16 protein-coding genes and 1 pseudogene are annotated in these 15349 nt (G+C 62.1%); 16 read left to right on the forward strand and 1 reads right to left on the reverse strand.

From position 1 onward, the window contains the following. The first annotated feature begins 201 nt into the window (after positions 1–201). The 16 genes and pseudogenes from VL52_RS11980 (at position 202) to VL52_RS12035 (ending at position 13528) form a co-directional block, all read left to right on the forward strand. The gene (locus tag VL52_RS11980; protein ID WP_046157247.1) at positions 202–543 is read left to right on the forward strand and encodes a helix-turn-helix domain-containing protein; all 342 of its coding nucleotides are present in this window, start codon (positions 202–204) and stop codon (positions 541–543) included. A 95-nt stretch (positions 544–638) separates the two neighbouring features. Further along, positions 639–2450: an RHS repeat-associated core domain-containing protein gene (locus VL52_RS25675; protein ID WP_052729271.1), complete on the forward strand. Its 1812-nt coding sequence runs from the start codon at positions 639–641 to the stop codon at positions 2448–2450. 5 nt (positions 2451–2455) lie between these two features. Then, positions 2456–2752 (forward strand): hypothetical protein, encoded by a 297-nt coding sequence (locus VL52_RS24520; RefSeq protein ID WP_144410229.1) that lies wholly within the window; start codon positions 2456–2458, stop codon positions 2750–2752. A 96-nt stretch (positions 2753–2848) separates the two neighbouring features. Further along, positions 2849–3019 carry a hypothetical protein gene (locus tag VL52_RS25015; protein WP_160298939.1) on the forward strand — a complete coding sequence of 57 codons (171 nt, stop codon included), beginning with the start codon at positions 2849–2851 and terminating at the stop codon, positions 3017–3019. A 62-nt stretch (positions 3020–3081) separates the two neighbouring features. Beyond that, positions 3082–3177, forward strand: a pseudogene (locus tag VL52_RS25755) (hypothetical protein); the annotation flags it as partial. After that, positions 3166–4563: an RHS repeat domain-containing protein gene (locus VL52_RS11990; RefSeq protein WP_499679387.1), complete on the forward strand. Its 1398-nt coding sequence runs from the start codon at positions 3166–3168 to the stop codon at positions 4561–4563. The pseudogene VL52_RS25755 and the gene VL52_RS11990, both read left to right, overlap by 12 nt. Next, entirely contained in the window at positions 4560–4955 is a 396-nt protein-coding gene (locus tag VL52_RS23995; RefSeq protein ID WP_082113727.1) for a hypothetical protein, read from the forward strand. The genes VL52_RS11990 and VL52_RS23995 overlap by 4 nt, the downstream gene beginning before the upstream one ends. A 64-nt stretch (positions 4956–5019) precedes the next feature. Continuing rightward, positions 5020–5694, forward strand: a complete 675-nt coding sequence (locus VL52_RS11995) for an RHS repeat domain-containing protein (protein WP_082113728.1) — start codon at positions 5020–5022, stop codon at positions 5692–5694. Between the two features lie 70 nt (positions 5695–5764). Next, positions 5765–6598 (forward strand): ankyrin repeat domain-containing protein, encoded by an 834-nt coding sequence (locus VL52_RS12000; RefSeq protein ID WP_046157248.1) that lies wholly within the window; start codon positions 5765–5767, stop codon positions 6596–6598. Positions 6599–6729: 131 nt separating this feature from the next. Beyond that, positions 6730–7647, forward strand: coding sequence for a carbohydrate kinase family protein (locus tag VL52_RS12005; RefSeq protein WP_046157249.1), 918 nt, complete (start codon positions 6730–6732; stop codon positions 7645–7647). A gap of 68 nt (positions 7648–7715) precedes the next feature. Next, a complete protein-coding gene (locus tag VL52_RS12010; RefSeq protein WP_046157250.1) occupies positions 7716–8225 on the forward strand; it encodes a methylated-DNA--[protein]-cysteine S-methyltransferase in 510 nt (169 codons plus the stop codon). Between the two features lie 77 nt (positions 8226–8302). Further along, positions 8303–9301 carry a DUF1176 domain-containing protein gene (locus VL52_RS12015; RefSeq protein ID WP_046157251.1) on the forward strand — a complete coding sequence of 333 codons (999 nt, stop codon included), beginning with the start codon at positions 8303–8305 and terminating at the stop codon, positions 9299–9301. Between the two features lie 403 nt (positions 9302–9704). Continuing rightward, positions 9705–11417, forward strand: coding sequence for an ABC-F family ATP-binding cassette domain-containing protein (locus VL52_RS12020; RefSeq protein WP_046157252.1), 1713 nt, complete (start codon positions 9705–9707; stop codon positions 11415–11417). A 178-nt stretch (positions 11418–11595) separates the two neighbouring features. Continuing rightward, on the forward strand, positions 11596–11868 hold the full coding sequence (locus VL52_RS12025; protein WP_046157253.1) for a hypothetical protein: 273 nt from the start codon (positions 11596–11598) through the stop codon (positions 11866–11868). Further along, positions 11861–12769 (forward strand): sensor histidine kinase, encoded by a 909-nt coding sequence (locus VL52_RS12030; protein ID WP_052717591.1) that lies wholly within the window; start codon positions 11861–11863, stop codon positions 12767–12769. The genes VL52_RS12025 and VL52_RS12030 overlap by 8 nt, the downstream gene beginning before the upstream one ends. Before the next feature lie 9 nt (positions 12770–12778). Further along, positions 12779–13528 (forward strand): LytR/AlgR family response regulator transcription factor, encoded by a 750-nt coding sequence (locus VL52_RS12035; protein ID WP_046157255.1) that lies wholly within the window; start codon positions 12779–12781, stop codon positions 13526–13528. A 95-nt stretch (positions 13529–13623) separates the two neighbouring features. On the opposite strand, the gene VL52_RS12040 is transcribed toward VL52_RS12035, so the two are convergent. Then, positions 13624–15273 carry a HAMP domain-containing methyl-accepting chemotaxis protein gene (locus tag VL52_RS12040; protein ID WP_160298940.1) on the reverse strand — a complete coding sequence of 550 codons (1650 nt, stop codon included), beginning with the start codon at positions 15271–15273 and terminating at the stop codon, positions 13624–13626. Between the last annotated feature and the right edge of the window lie 76 nt (positions 15274–15349).

The raw sequence follows: 15349 nt of genomic DNA on the forward strand, positions 1-15349 counted from the left end.
GGACATTTCATCTTCGTCATCGCGATACCTCCATCGATAAGAACAAGTCTCATGGACACGCATCAACTTTTCCTCCCCGCCCTCATCGCAAGATCAACTCATCATGCCGATTACCAACTTATAAAGTTGAATATCAACCCTAACGGTCCTTCATGTCAATGGGGTGCCATTCGACCATATAGGTCGAATGGAGGACACTAGATGCAAAATGAAGACGCGCTTGCCAAGTCGGTTGGCAAAGCCATTGCCAAACGCCGGACATCTATCGGGCTCAGACAGGAGGAGGTGGCAGAAAAGCTTGGAATTGGCTTGGAAGCCATGTCTAGGATGGAGCGTGGAGTGGTCATCCCAACCATCACACGCATGATGCAGCTGTCGGAAATTTTCGGCTGCTCAACAGCCGATTTGGTACAAGAAGCTAGCTATCGTCCAGCAGATCAAGCCATGTATATAACCGATCTGCTGGCCAAACTGGCGGACGAAGATCGCACCATGCTGGTTGGAATGATCGAACAGCTTGCAGCTCGCCTGCAAAAAAGCTAGCCCCATTCCGCAACAGCCACCAGACCGCCGAAACCGGCTTCGACGGCAGCGCCACCCGCTATGTCTACGACAACGCCGGCCGCCTGGCGCAGCAGGTGGAAGGCGACGTCGCCACCGATTACCGCTACGACCGCGCCGGCCGCCTGATCGAGCGCAGCGCGCCGAACAGCAAGGAAAGCTTCGGCTACGACCCGGCCGGCCGACTGTTCCAGGCCAAGAACCGCTATGCCAGCCTGCGCTGGGTGTACGACGCCGTCGGCAACGTTTCAGAGGAGCACCACGGCTACCACGTCGCCGGCGTCAAGGAAACCTACCGCTGGCAGCATGAGTACGACAAGCTGGGCAACCGCATCGCCACCGTCCGTCCGGATGGCCACCGCGTGGACGTGCTCAACTACGGCAGTGGCCACGTCCACGGCCTGCTGTTCGGCCAGCGCGACATCTTCAACCTGGAGCGCGACAAGCTGCATCGCGAAACCCAGCGCGTGCTGGGCAATGCGTTGCAGCAGACCCTGGCCTACGACAAGGCCGGCCGCCTATCCAGCCAGCGGCTGATGGGCGCCACCCAGTGGAGCCGACAGTACCAGTACGACGCCGCCGGCCAACTGATCGGCATCGCCGACAATCGCAGCGGCCAGCTGAGTTACCGCTATGACCCGGTGGGCCGCTTGCTGGAGGCTGCCACCCCCAAGGGCGTGGAAAGCTTCCGCTTCGACCCCGCCGGCAACCTGCTGGACAACGCCCCTGCCGCCGACGGCCATCAGGGCGACAGCCTGCTCGGCAACCTGCTCAGCCAGTACGCCGGCCGCCACTACCGCTATGACAGCCGCGGCAATCTGGTGGAGAAACGCGTCAACGGCAGCCTCACCCAGCTGGAATGGGATAGCCACAACCGCCTCTCCCGCCTCATCGCCCCGGACGGTCAGCGCACCGACTACCATTACGACCCGCTGGGCCGCCGCATCGCCAAGATCAGCCAGGGCCAAGCCACGCTGTATGGCTGGGACGGCGACGTGCTGGCCTTTGAAACCCGCGATGAAGAAGCGGTGCACTACCTGTTCGAGCCGGACAGCTTCGTGCCGCTGGCCCAGGTGCACACCGACGCCATCCGCGGCGTCAAGGTTCCGGCCTGGAGCCAACACCACCCCTACGACCCGGACAAGGACCCGCTGCGCCAGCCCGCGCCGGAACCCGAGGCCCCCAAGGCGGTGTACTACTATCACACCGACCACCTGGGCACCCCGCAAGCCCTGACCGACGAGCATGGCGCGCTGGCACTGGAAATGGACTACCAGGCCTGGGGCCAGGCGCGCGAAGTCATCGCCGACGCCGCCTCAAAAGCCGGTATCCGCAACCCCTTCCGCTTCCAGGGGCAGTATCATGACGACGAATCCGGGCTGCACTACAACCGCCATCGCTACTATGATCCGGAGATCGGGCGGTTTATTTCGCGCGATCCGATTGGATTGATGGGTGGGATTAATATCCACAGCTATGCGCCCAATCCATTAGAGTGGGTTGATCCGTTAGGACTTGCCAAAAAGAAAGCTAAGCCCTCCGCGCCGACTGCAGAAAAAGAATGCAAACAATGTCCTAATGAATGCAAAAACACTACAAGAATGAGGCATTACACTAGCATCAGCAGAGCAAACTCCATCATGGAAAGTGGACAAATCTTACCTGGTGAACATAACAGAGTATACATGGAGCCAGCTAACAAAAAACCTCTTAGTGTAAATGATGTCGCCAAAAAATATAGAATACCTCGGGAACGTGCCAATGCCTATGTTGAAACAGATGTATGCGAAGACGATATTGAATGGAAATCCAATCCACTTTACGGAACAAAAGAAGCTACGGTTAAAGGTGCTGTAAAATTACGAAATCCAACAATGAGCAAAAGGTGATTTTCATGAAAAAAAAAGATCAAGTTATTTTTGATGCAGTAGCGACACTTGGCTTCATTGATACAATTCTCTACAGACTTGGAACGAGTCTTGGAGAGAGAGATGCCTCCATCGAAACAATTCAAAGAGAATTATTTAATACCTTTTCAACTCTCGACATAGGAAATAGCATATCAGACATCCAATCCTCTTTAAGGGAATTAATTGAAGACTCTTTAATCTATGACGAAAACAACATGAGTAAGTTAGATTATATTATTCAAGAAAAGGTAAATAAATACACCCCACACAAAGAGGAGTAGAATAAAAAACTCATTAGCAATACAAATGCAAGTGAAATTTAAAATCAGAAACCTATGGCATTCACTCCCCCAGCCTGATACTCACCAAGATGGATGATGTCGGAAATTTTCGGCTGCTCAACAGCCGATTTGGTACAAGAAGCTAGCTATCGTCCAGCAGATCAGGCCTTGTATATAACCGATCTGCTGGCCAAACTGGCGGACGAAGATCGCACCATGCTGGTTGGAATGATCGAACAGCTTGCAGCTCGCATGCAAAAAAGCTAGCCCCGTTCCGCAACGGCCACCAGACCGCCGAAACCGGCTTCGATGGCAGCGCCACCCGCTATGTTTACGACAACGCCGGCCGCCTGGCGCAGCAGGTGGAAGGCGACGTCTCCACCGACTACCGCTACGACCGCGCCGGCCGCCTGATCGAGCGCAGTGCGCCGAACAGCAAGGAAAGCTTCGGCTACGACCCGGCCGGCCGCCTATCCAGCCAGCGGCTGATGGGCGCCACCCAGTGGAGCCGCCAGTACCAATACGACGCCGCCGGCCAGCTGACCGGCATCGCCGACAATCGCAGCGGCCAGCTGAATTACCGCTATGATCCGATCGGCCGCCTGCTGGAGGCCGCCACTCCCAAGGGCGTGGAAAGCTTCCGCTTCGACCCCGCCGGCAACCTGCTGGACAACGCCCCGGCCGCCGACGGCCATCAGGACGACAGTCTGCTCGGCAACCTGCTGAGCCAGTACGCTGGCCGCCACTACCGCTACGACAGCCGCGGCAATCTGGTGGAGAAGCGCGTCAACGGCAACCTCACCAAGCTGGAATGGGACAGCCACAACCGTCTGTCCCGCCTCACAGCGCCGGGCGGCCAGCGCACCGACTACCACTACGACCCGCTGGGCCGCCGCATCGCCAAGATCAGCCAGGGCCAAGCCACGCTGTACGGCTGGGACGGCGACGTGCTGGCCTTCGAAACCCGCGACGAGGAAGCGGTGCACTACCTGTTCGAGCCGGACAGCTTCGTGCCGCTGGCCCAGGTGCACACCGACGCCATCCGCGGCGTCAAAGTGCCGGCCTGGAGCCAGCACAACCCCTACGACCCGGACAAGGACCCGTTGCGGCAGGCCGGCCCTGAGCCGAAAGCGCCGAAGGCAGTCTACTACTATCACACCGACCACCTGGGCACCCCGCAAGCGCTGACCGACGAACAAGGCTTGCTCGCGCTGGAAATGGACTACCAGGCCTGGGGCGAAGCGCGCGAGGTCATCGCCGATGCCGCCTCAAAAGCCGGCATCCGCAACCCCTTCCGCTTCCAGGGGCAGTATCATGATGACGAGTCCGGGCTGCACTACAACCGTCATCGCTACTATGATCCGGAGATCGGCAGGTTTATTTCGCGGGATCCGATTGGGTTGATGGGTGGTATAAATATCCATAGCTATGCGCCCAATCCGGTTGAATGGGTAGATCCGTTTGGCTTATCCAAAACCTCTTCTTCTGCGGGAAGAAAGCAAGCATCCGACAAACCCAACCAGAATGCAAAATGTCCTTGTCGAAAAAAATGGGAAGTAAATAGGTTTGACCGCGCATGTGCCGGCAACGTTCCGGGAGTTGGCCATGCCAAATACCTCAGAGACCCATCAACCGGCATGTGGTGGTCTGAAGATCAAACTGGCCATGGGAATAGTGCTTGGAAAGTTTTTGATAAAAATGGTGCTTGGGTTGCAGATGCTGACGTCTATGGTGACTACATGAACAAACACAAGAGTGAAGTTGGAAAAAACATTAACTTCAACTCCTTAAAATGCAAGGATTCCAAATGATTAACTCTGCCGAAGAATTTATTTCACTACGCAATAGTGAAATAAAAGAAGAATATGATAGATCTGCACAGGAAGAGGCTCCCATTCACGTATGGATAGATATTATTAATCGATTCCCTGAGTATCAAAAATGGGTTGCACACAATGAAACTGTACCCCTTGAAATACTTGAAGAGCTCTGCAGATACGGGCCAGAAACAAGGCAATTTGTCGCCACCAAAAGAAAGTTATCTAAAGATCTATTTTACGTCCTTGCAAAAGATCCAGACCCAACAGTGCGTCAATCAATTGCAGCCAATAAAAAAACACCAATTGAATTATTAAATATTTTAACTAATGACAACGATGAGGATGTAGCACGGGTTGCACAATACAACATAAAAAATAGATAACCCAATGCAAAGAAAATAGTGACATAAGAGCGGTGATAAAAATGGAATTCTTGATTTTCAAATAATGCCAAAACACCACCAATCTATCCCTATTTCAGCCCGTAGGCTCGGCCAACGCGAAATCTTCAATCTGGAGTGCGATAAGGCCGGCCGCCTATCCAGCCAGCGGCTGATGGGCGCCACCCAGTGGAGCCGACAGTACCAGTACGACGCCGCCGGCCAGCTGACCGGCATCGCCGACAATCGCAGCGGCCAGCTGAATTACCGCTATGATCCGATCGGCCGCCTGCTGGAGGCCGCCACTCCCAAGGGCGTGGAAAGCTTCGGCTTCGACCCCGCAGGTAACCTGCTGGACAACGCCCCGGCCGCCGACGGCCATCAGGACGACAGTCTGCTCGGCAACCTGCTGAGCCAGTACGCTGGCCGCCACTACCGCTACGACAGCCGCGGCAATCTGGTGGAGAAGCGCGTCAACGGCAGCCTCACCCAGCTGGAATGGGATAGCCACAACCGCCTCTCCCGCCTCATCGCCCCGGACGGTCAGCGCACCGACTACCATTACGACCCGCTGGGCCGCCGCATCGCCAAGATCAGCCAGGGTCAAGCCACGCTGTATGGCTGGGACGGCGACGTGCTGGCCTTTGAAACCCGCGATGAAGAAGCGGTGCACTACCTGTTCGAGCCGGACAGCTTCGTGCCGCTGGCCCACTCCACTAGGCCTATCCATCTACTTCAATGATGCGGCGCTGACTCACAAGTTTCTGGGAACCAAGCCAGACCTGTCCCTGCCAATTTCCATTCAGATGAATATGCCGCCGATGATGTATGCGATGCTGCCGCCGCAAATCTCCCCGAAAGAAAGGGAAGCTCGCCGCGCCATCATCAAGGATTTACTGGCCCACGGCGCGAACCCCAACGTCAAGACCGCGGATGACGGCACCACAGCCTTGATGGCGACCGGCGGCGTGGTGCAGGTATATCCGCCGGATCTGGAAAACGCCAAAGCCCTGCTGCAGGCAGGCGCGGATGCCAATGCTCGCAATCAGTATGGGGACTGGCCGCTGACATCGATGGGTGCCAGCAATCTCGGCATCGTCAAACTGATGCTGGAAGCCAAAGTGGACGTGAAAAAGCCGAACGGCAATGGCCAAAACGCCATGCACTTCGTCTGCACCCGCTATTTCAAGACGCGCGCCAACACGACGGACCCGGATGCTGAAGAACGCATCGCCCTATTGAAGCAAGCCGGCCTGGACATCAATGGCATGCCGGAGCAACAAGGTTTGTCGACATTTGGCAATCCGCTGTACACCGCACTGCAAGAAAAGAACCCGGACTGCGTGCAGGCTCTGCTCAAGCAAGGCGCGTCACCCGATGCGCCGGCGGTACGCGATCTGTACGGCAATACCCACACGCTGAGGGAATGGCTGAAAGCCGAAGGCAAGGACTTCCTGAAGAACAACACCATCCCCGCTAGCCTACGCAAGCAACTGCTGCAAGCCCTCTCTGCGCCGTTCGCCATTCCCGCGGGCGGCGTCCCACTGCCTATTCTCAAGCCCAATACAGCATCCCAGTCGCCCCTGGCTGACATTCAAAGCCTGACCCAGAGCAATGCGGTATGCCGAATACAAGCTGGACAATGACGCCTCAAGCATTCACCATCATATCCGATACGATTTGGACCAGCCTTTTGACTTATATCCGCGCCAGCGGAGTCTAGGCGCATCACCGTCTTAACTCTCAGCACATCGCGCGTCCTGGAGAAGCATAGAAGATGACTCCCCCACAGTTCATCGCCTTTGGCGAAGCCCTGACCGATTTCATCCGCGTGGACAGCGACACCTGGCAGTCCCGCCCGGGCGGCGCCGGCTGGAATGTGGCCAGGGTGGTGGGCAGGCTGGGAGTGGGCGCCGCATTCGCTGGCGCGGTCAGCGACGATCTGCTGGGCCGGCAGTTGCTGGAAGCCTCCGCCGCGGCCGGTCTGGACACCCGCTTCATCCAGCCCTTGCCTTATCCGCCGCTACTGGCGATGGTGCCGTGCAGCCAGCCGCCATCGTATTTTTTCGTCGGCGACAATAGCGCCGACCTGCATTTCGACCCGGCCCGGCTGCCGCCGGACGGGCTGGACGCGCTACGCATCGCCTACTTCGGCAGCATCAGCCTGGCCAGGCCGCCGCTGGCCGACCGGCTGCTGGCGCTGGCGCATGAATTGGCCGCGCGCGGCGTAGCCATTGCTTTCGACCCCAATATGCGCAGCGCGATGAGCGAAGCCGGCTACCGCCGCCGCTTCGAAGCGCTGGCTGGCCTGGCCAGCTACATCAAGGTTTCGGATGAGGATCTGCAGCAGCTGTTTCCCGCGCTGGATCAAACCCATGCGCTGGAAGCGCTGCGCCGCATCGCGCCCAAGGCAAACATTCTGTTCACCCGCGGCGCGGACGGCATGAGCTTAATTGGCCCGGACGGCGTACAGGAACAGCCGGCGCTGCCCGCCGCTGTGTCGGACACCATAGGCTGCGGCGACGCCTCCATCGGCGGCCTGATCGCCAGCCTGCTGAAACACCCGGCCCGAGCGATGGCGGAACATCTGCGTTTCGCCGCCGCCACGGCCGCCTGCACCGCCGGCCATGCGGGCGCTTACGCGCCGGATGAGACGATGGTGAACGCGAAGCTGGCGCTGCCGTCGGCCGCCTGATCCATATCGAATCCCTGCCGGGATGGCGCTACAATCGCGTCATCCCGCCCTGCTTCAAGGTAAGCCCCATGACCACTGCCGCCTGCCACGGCCTGATCGATACCCGTTTCGGCCCGGTGGCCGCCTGGCTGGACATCCGCGGCGCGCTGCTGCGCTTGCTGTTCAACCCCACGCCCGAGCAGCTGGCCGCTCACGCCTGCCCGCGCGACGACGCGGCGCTGGCCGAGGTGGCGCGCCAGTTGGCGGAATACCAGGCTGGAGATCGCCAAACCTTCGATCTGCCGCTGGCGCCGCAAGGCACGGCGTTCCAGCAGCAGGTATGGGCGGCGCTGCGCGAGATCCCCTATGGCCATACCGTCAGCTACGGCGAGCTGGCGCGCGCCCTGGGCAACCCGGACGGCGCGCGGGCCGTGGGCCGGGCCAACGCCACCAATCCCATCGCGCTGATCGTGCCCTGCCACCGGGTATTGGGCACGGACGGCAGCCTCACCGGCTACGCCGGCGGCCTGCCGCTGAAGGCCGCGTTGCTGCGTTTCGAGCTGGAGCGCAGCGCGCCGCCGGGGCTGTTCGGCGGATAGCCCGCGTTCTGCGTCAAACGACACGCCGCCGCAAGTCCCGCCGCCATCATCCAGGCAATGCAAAACAAGGAACCCGCATGAAACGCACCCTGCTCGCTTCCGCGCTGCTGGCGCTGGCCCTGCCCGCCTCGGCCAAGGTTTACCAATTCAAGGACTGGGCCGTCGCCTGCGACAATGTCCGCCGCTGCCAGGCCAACGGCGCCCAGGCCGAGGACGGCGACAATCCGGTCAGCCTGCTGTTGACCCGAGAAGCCGGCCCCGGCGGCAAACTGAACGCTCAGCTGGATGTGGCCGATCCGGACGACGGCAAGGTAGGCAAACTGACGCTGCGGGTGGGCAAGCTCAAGTGGGCCAATATCGGCCCCGAGCAGGTTTTCAGCCCCGCGCAGACCGCGCAGCTGCTGGCCGCCATGCTGGATGCCGACGCAGTGGCGCTGGCCGACGGCAAGCATCAATGGACGCTGTCGCTGGCCGGCCTGAAAGCCGCGCTGCTGAAAATGGACGATCTGCAGGGCCGGATAGGCACTCCGGGCGCGCTGGTGAAGAAAGGCGGCAAGCCGGAATCCGCAGTGCCGGCCCCACAGGCTCCGCCGTTGCTGGTTCCGCAGCAGCCGCCCGCCGCCAAGCCTGGCGATCAGGCCTTGCTGCCCGCCATACTCAAGCAACTGCGCGCCGCCAACAAGGAATGCTGGAACGAGCTGCCGGATGAAGAGCACCCCGATACCGGGCTGTACCGGCTGAGCGCCAACCAGGTGCTGGCGCTGCGCGAATGCGGCCGCGGCGCCTATCAGGGGGACTACAAGGTTTGGGTCAGCGGCGACGCTCCGCCCTTCCGCCCGCGCGAAATCAAGCTGCGCGGCGAAGACGGCAAGGAAACCTTCCTGATGAGCGCCGTCTTCGACAAGGGCGTGCTGTCCAGCTACGCCAAGGGCCGCGGCATCGGCGATTGCGGCGGCGGCGCCAGCTGGGCCTGGACCGGCAAGGATTTCCAGCTGATGTCGGCTCAAGAAGCGCCGCAATGCCGCGGCATTCCCGGCGGCGTGTCGCTGCGCACCTGGGTCACCCGGCAAAAATAAGGCTGCGCGGAAACCCGTACAGAACAGCGGAAGCGGCGGAACGGATAAATAGTGTGTGCACACACCACCGCTGTTTCCAAGGCTGCCTTACCAGACAGAGTTGATTTCATGCAGGTTTTCAGACGCTAGCGGCCCGCCACCGCGCTGGCTTATACTGCGAAATCTTCCACTCCTCTTACGTAAAGAAAGGAGGTAAATATGGTTTTCTCTGCGCGCCCATTCATGCTGGCTCGCCTGTACGGCACATTTGAACGCTCTTGCCTGCCATCCATCGCGCTGCGATAAGCGGGTTCGAGCAAAGCCACACTCCCATCCTTCAGAGTCCTTTCTCGACTCATCCCCGTTGTCGCCAGCGCTCCTGTTGACAGGGACGGCCACGTCCCGAGCAAGCGAGAGCACAAGCATGACAACCCTGATTTCCGCATTGTCCATTCAACTGGACGCCGGCCACGGCCCGCTGTTCCAGGATCTATCCTTCACCGTAAAACTGGGCGACCGCATCGGCCTGATCGGCCACAACGGCTGCGGCAAGAGCACGCTGCTGAAACTGCTGTCCGGCCAGCTGGAACCCAATAGCGGGGAGATTCAATACGCGTCCGCCTGCCGGCTGCAGCATGTCGAACAACACCTGCCCGAGCGGCTGTACGCGCTGAGCGCGCGCCAGGCCTTGCTGGAGGCGGTGGAGCCGGACCAGCATTGGCGGGCGGACAGCCTGCTGGCCGAGCTGGAGCTGGAAGCCCAGGCCGACACGCCGGTCTCCGGCCTCAGCGGCGGCCAGCACACCCGGCTGCTGCTGGGACGCGCCGTGCTGCGCCAGCCCAATCTGCTGCTGCTGGACGAGCCCAGCAACCACCTGGACCTGCCGTCGCTGCTATGGCTGGAGGACTTCCTCTCCCGCTGGCCGGGCGGCTTCATCCTGGTATCGCACGACGCCAGGCTGCTGGACCGCGCCACCCGCCACAGCTGGGTGATGCGCGACGCGCGGCTGTACCGTTTCGAGCTGCCGTGCAGCCAGGCGCTGGCCGAACTGGCCGAAACCGACGAAGCCTCGCGCGCGCGCCATGCCGGCGAGCAGAAGGAGATAGACCGCCTCGCCGCCAGCAGCAAGCGGCTGGCGATCTGGGGCCGCGAGCACGACAACGAAAAACTGGTGCGCAAGGCCAAGTCGATGGAGAAGCGCATCGACAGGCTGAAGGACGAGCAGACTTTCGTCAGCCGCGGCAGCCCATGGCGGCTCAGCCTGCAAGGCCAGGCGCTGTCGGCCGACAGCCTGCTGGCTTTCGAGTCGCTGCCGGTGTCGGCCGCGCCCGGCCTGCCGGCGCTGTTCGCCGCCGCCGAGCTGTGGCTGCGGCCCGGCGACCGGGTGGCGCTGTTGGGCGCCAACGGCGCCGGCAAGTCATCGCTGCTGCGCCAGTGCTGGGCAGACCTTCAGGCCGGCGAGCCGCGCGCCGGCTGGCGCTGGCATCCGGCGGCCAGCATCGCCTATTACGACCAGTCGCTGCGGCAGCTGGCCGACGAGGCGACGCTGATCGACGCGCTCTATCCGCTGGCGCCATTGCCGGAAGCGGCGCGCCGGCACGCGCTGATCGCCGCCGGCTTCGCCTATGCCCGGCACGACCAGAAAGTCAGCGCCCTCAGCGGCGGCGAACGCGCGCGGCTGCTGTTTCTGGCCTTGTCGCTGGCCAGCCACCATTTGCTGTGGCTGGACGAGCCGACCAACCACCTCGATCTGGACGGCAAGCGCGAGCTGGCCGGCGCGCTGGCGGCCTTCCCCGGCGGCGCGTTGCTGGTCTCGCACGACCGCGAGCTGATCGAAGCCGCGTGCAACCGCTTCTGGGTGCTGGACGACGGCCGGCTGCGAGAATGGCCGGACGCGGACAGCGCCTACGCCGCGCTGTTCACCGCGTCCGCCGGCTCCTCCGAGCGGCCGGCCCCGGCATCCGACGCGCCCGCGCCGGCGGAGCCAAGCGGCGAGGACGCGCAATGGCAGCGACTGTGCGAACTGGAAGCGCTGCTGGCGGCTGACCTTGCCCGCAAGCCCAAGCATCAGAAGCCGCAGCTGCAGCAGGCATGGCGCGGCGAAATGCAGGCGCTTGAACAAGCGCTAGGCCTGTAACACCCTCCCCCGGAAGCCATGCGGCGTTCCGGGGGATTTTTCCTCCCGGCCAAACCAGCCGCGTTTCATCCGCGCCAGACGCGTTTCATCCCACGCTTTCGGCAGTCTGTCGCATGTCGATATCATCCCCTGCGGCCCTCTCCTACAGTCACATCACAAACCAAACAGGAGAAACGCCATGAACTACTTCGACACCGCCGCGCTGTTGGACGCTCTGATCCAGCTCTGCCATCATATCCCGTCGTACTGGCTGCAATTGACGGACTGGGCGGGCAATATGGACTGGGGCCATCTCGTCCTGTCCGCGCTGCTGACCATCCTGGCCGTCAACGCCGTGATCGTGCCCGCGGCGCTGGTCTGGCTGTCGCTGGACTTCACGCAGCCCAAGCGGCTGCTCCGCCAGGCCCATTTCAAGATTCCGTCGCAGCGCAAAGAGGTGAAGCATGGATAATCACAACCGCCCGGCGATGAGCCAGGACCACGCCGGCGCGATTCTGCAAACCGTAGAGCGAGTCTGGTGGAGCTTCGTCGACAAGGTGGCGCGGCTGGGGTGGGGCCGGCTGGCGCTGGCCTCCCTGCTGGCGATGATCCTCGGCGGCATTCTGCAGCTGCACATGCTGGCGCTGACGCTGGTGCTGGTGTCTATCCTGGTGAAGATACTCGCCGGCGGCAAATACCAGGCCGAGCGCGCCGCCGACCAGGCCATCGCCCGCAGCGAGGAGGCCGAGCAGCAGGCCGAGCTGGAGACGCTGCAGCGCCAGCTGGCCGAAGCGCGGATGGGCGCGCTGCAGGCGCAGATCGAGCCGCATTTCCTGTTCAACACCCTGTCATCGGTGTGCCAGCTGATGGAGGAATCGCCGGTCAAGGCGCTGTCCATGCAGAAAGCGCTGATCCGCTACCTGCGCTCCTCGTTGCCGGAATGGCGCGACTCGCCCGGCGAAACCAGCCTCGGCCAGCAACTGGAGCTGTCGCGCGCCTATCTGGAAATCATGCAGTTGCGGATGGAAGACCGGCTGCAGGTCCGGCTCAAAGTGCCCGAATCGCTGCTGGCCGCCCGCTTCCCGGTGATGATGCTGCAAACGCTGGTGGAGAACGCCATCAAGCACGGCCTGGAGCCCAAGGCCGAGGGCGGATCCATCGAGGTGGGCGCCAAGGTGCTGGACGGCAGGCTCCGGCTGGAAGTGCGCGACGACGGCGCCGGCTTCCCGGAACAGCCCGGCCAGGGCATGGGTCTCGCCAATATCCGCGAGCGGCTGGCCATGCTGTACGGACCGCAGGCCGAGCTGGCGCTGGAAGCGCCCGAGTCCGGCGGCACCCGCGCCACCATCGTCCTGCCCTTTGCCCTGAGCTGAAAGGAAACCATGAGCACGCTGACCGCCCTGATCGCCGACGACGAGCGCCTGATGCGCGAACAATTGCGCGCCGCGCTGGAACGGGTCTGGCCGGAACTGGAAATCGTCGCCGAAGCCCGCGACGGCGGGCAGGCGGTGGAACTGGCGCGCGAACATCAACCCGATCTGGCCTTCCTGGACATCACCATGCCGGTGCAAAGCGGCATCGCCGCGGCGATGGAGCTGGATGGCCTGTGCCCAGTGGTGTTTGTCACCGCTTACGACCAATACGCGATCCAGGCTTTCGAGGAAGGCGCCATCGACTACCTGCTCAAGCCGGTGGAGGACGACAGGCTGGCGCGCACCCGCCAGCGCTGGCAGCAGCGCGCGCCGGAAGCGGCCGCGCCGGACTGGCAGTCCGCGCTGAAGCAATTGAGCCGTCAACTGGAAAAACCCGCCCACCTGCGCTGGATACGCGCGTCGGTGGGCAGTTCGATGCGGATGATCGCCACCGAAGAGGTGCTGTTTTTTCAATCCGACGAGAAATACACCCGGGTGCAGACCGCGGGCGGCGAGGCGCTGATCCGCATGCCGATCAAGGAACTGCTGCCGCAGCTGGACCCGGACGAATTCTGGCAGGTGCACCGTTCCACCCTGGTGCGGGTGGCCGCCATCGAACAAGTGCGCCGCGACGAGCGCGGCATGCAGCTGCTGCTGCGCGGCTATCCGCAGCCGCTGGAGGTGAGCCGCAGCTACGCCCATCTGTTCCAGCGGATGTAGCCAAGTGTTTTCAGAGATGAAGGGGATGTCGGCCTCGCCGGCATTCCCTTCTGGTTTTCCCGCCTCCCGCCAGCGCGGCGGGGCGAACCGGGTCCTTATTCCATCCGGAAAGCCAGCGTAGTCTGCTGCAGCCTCTCCGCCACCACCGCCAGTTCGCGCGTCGCCTGCGAAAACACCTCCACCGCCACGCCGTTTTCCTTGGACATCGCCGCGATGGCCTCCACCCGCCCCGCCAGCTCGGTGCTGGCCTGGCGCTGCTCGCCCACCGCTATCGCGATCTCGTGGATCACCGACACCACGCCGGCGGCGCGCTCCTCCACCGCGCTGATGGTGGCCGACGCGTTCTCGGCCGCCACCACCACGTCGGCGACGATCTGGCGGCTGCTGCGCATGCCGTCCACCGCCTCGCGCGCGCCGCCCTGGATCTTGCCTATCATATTGGTGATTTCCTGCGCCGAGCTGGTGGTGCGCTCGGCCAGCATGCGCACCTCGTCGGCCACCACGGCGAAGCCGCGGCCCTGCTCGCCGGCCCGCGCGGCTTCGATCGCCGCGTTCAGCGCCAGAAGATTGGTCTGGTCGGCCACGTCCTTGATCACGGTGGCGATGCTGCCGATCTGCTGCGCCTGCTCGGACAGCGACTCCAGGCTGTCGGCCGAGCTGCTGACGCTCTCGTTTACCCGCCTCACCTGCGCGGTGGAATCCTGCACGTCCTTGTTGCCGGCCTTGGCCTGCTGGCCGGCTTCGGCCGCTTGCTCGTTGGCGTGGCCGGCATTGCTGGCGCACAAGTCTATGCTGACCGTCAGCTCCTCAATCGACGCCGCCGCGCTGGAGGTGGCGTTGACCTGCTGGCCGATGCTGGCGCTAACCTGCTCGGTGGAGGCCGCCAGCTCTTCCGAGGTGGCGGCGACCATCGCAGCCGAGCGCACGATCTCGCCCACAGTGGCGCGCAGCCGCTGCTGGGTATCGGCCAACGAGCGCATCATGTCGGCGACTTCATCCTTGCCTTGGGGCCGGATATCGCCGGTCAGATCGCCGCCGCCTATCTTGTCCATCGCCGCGCCTGCGCTGCGCAAGCTGCCGACGATGCCGTTCTGTATCGCCAGCCCCAGGCCAATCAACAGAAGCAAGCCGACCACCAGCACCGAGATCGCCGTCGTTCGCACTTGCTGGTATTTCGCCTCAGCATCCTGCTGCGCTTTGTCTGCTAGTTGGGTGTTGATTTTTGACAGTTCGGTCAGCACATCGTCGGCAGTCTGGAACAGCGGCCTGCACTGCTTGGCCATGATGGCCAGCGCCTTCTTGTTGTTGTCGCCGTTGCCGGTGTCGGCGTAACTGAGATCGCGCATCTGCTTGCACGGCACCTCCATCGCCGCCCAGGCGGCATCGAAGCGCCTCAGTCCATCCACTTCGGGAGGCGTCAGCTCGGTCTTGCGATACATGTCCAGATATCGCCTCACTTCGGCCTCTTGCGCCTCGCGCCTCGCACTCACCTGATCCATCACCGTCTTTTCGCTTTCAGCGATGTAACGGTAGTCGGAACGGCTGACATAAGCCGCCTGCTTGGCGGCCTGGCCCAGCCAGCGTACCGGTTGCAACATATTTTTATGCATGTCGGTGGTCAGCTCGAACATGCTGGAGGCGCCAAAAATCCCGTTGAGGCCGATGATGAATGCGGCGGCGGCGGCGACGACGATCAGGCTGAATATTTTCAGCCGGATGCTGAATTGGGAGAGAAATTGAGTCACGCTATGCTCCAAGCTGCCAGAGATCATTACACCTAGCGTTTTAGTTGAGACTGGAAGCAATCACCAAGCCAGGCCG

This window comes from Chromobacterium vaccinii (assembly GCF_000971335.1).
GTDB lineage: Bacteria > Pseudomonadota > Gammaproteobacteria > Burkholderiales > Chromobacteriaceae > Chromobacterium > Chromobacterium vaccinii.

What these genes read in the sequence shown, in the direction of transcription:
- VL52_RS11980 (WP_046157247.1), top strand. Translation starts at nt 202, where the DNA reads ATGCAAAATGAAGACGCGCTTGCCAAGTCGGTTGGCAAAGCCATTGCC.
- VL52_RS24520 (WP_144410229.1), top strand. Translation starts at nt 2,456, where the DNA reads ATGAAAAAAAAAGATCAAGTTATTTTTGATGCAGTAGCGACACTTGGC.
- VL52_RS25015 (WP_160298939.1), top strand. Translation starts at nt 2,849, where the DNA reads ATGTCGGAAATTTTCGGCTGCTCAACAGCCGATTTGGTACAAGAAGCT.
- VL52_RS23995 (WP_082113727.1), top strand. Translation starts at nt 4,560, where the DNA reads ATGATTAACTCTGCCGAAGAATTTATTTCACTACGCAATAGTGAAATA.
- VL52_RS11995 (WP_082113728.1), top strand. Translation starts at nt 5,020, where the DNA reads ATGCCAAAACACCACCAATCTATCCCTATTTCAGCCCGTAGGCTCGGC.
- VL52_RS12000 (WP_046157248.1), top strand. Translation starts at nt 5,765, where the DNA reads ATGCCGCCGATGATGTATGCGATGCTGCCGCCGCAAATCTCCCCGAAA.
- VL52_RS12005 (WP_046157249.1), top strand. Translation starts at nt 6,730, where the DNA reads ATGACTCCCCCACAGTTCATCGCCTTTGGCGAAGCCCTGACCGATTTC.
- VL52_RS12010 (WP_046157250.1), top strand. Translation starts at nt 7,716, where the DNA reads ATGACCACTGCCGCCTGCCACGGCCTGATCGATACCCGTTTCGGCCCG.
- VL52_RS12015 (WP_046157251.1), top strand. Translation starts at nt 8,303, where the DNA reads ATGAAACGCACCCTGCTCGCTTCCGCGCTGCTGGCGCTGGCCCTGCCC.
- VL52_RS12020 (WP_046157252.1), top strand. Translation starts at nt 9,705, where the DNA reads ATGACAACCCTGATTTCCGCATTGTCCATTCAACTGGACGCCGGCCAC.
- VL52_RS12025 (WP_046157253.1), top strand. Translation starts at nt 11,596, where the DNA reads ATGAACTACTTCGACACCGCCGCGCTGTTGGACGCTCTGATCCAGCTC.
- VL52_RS12030 (WP_052717591.1), top strand. Translation starts at nt 11,861, where the DNA reads ATGGATAATCACAACCGCCCGGCGATGAGCCAGGACCACGCCGGCGCG.
- VL52_RS12035 (WP_046157255.1), top strand. Translation starts at nt 12,779, where the DNA reads ATGAGCACGCTGACCGCCCTGATCGCCGACGACGAGCGCCTGATGCGC.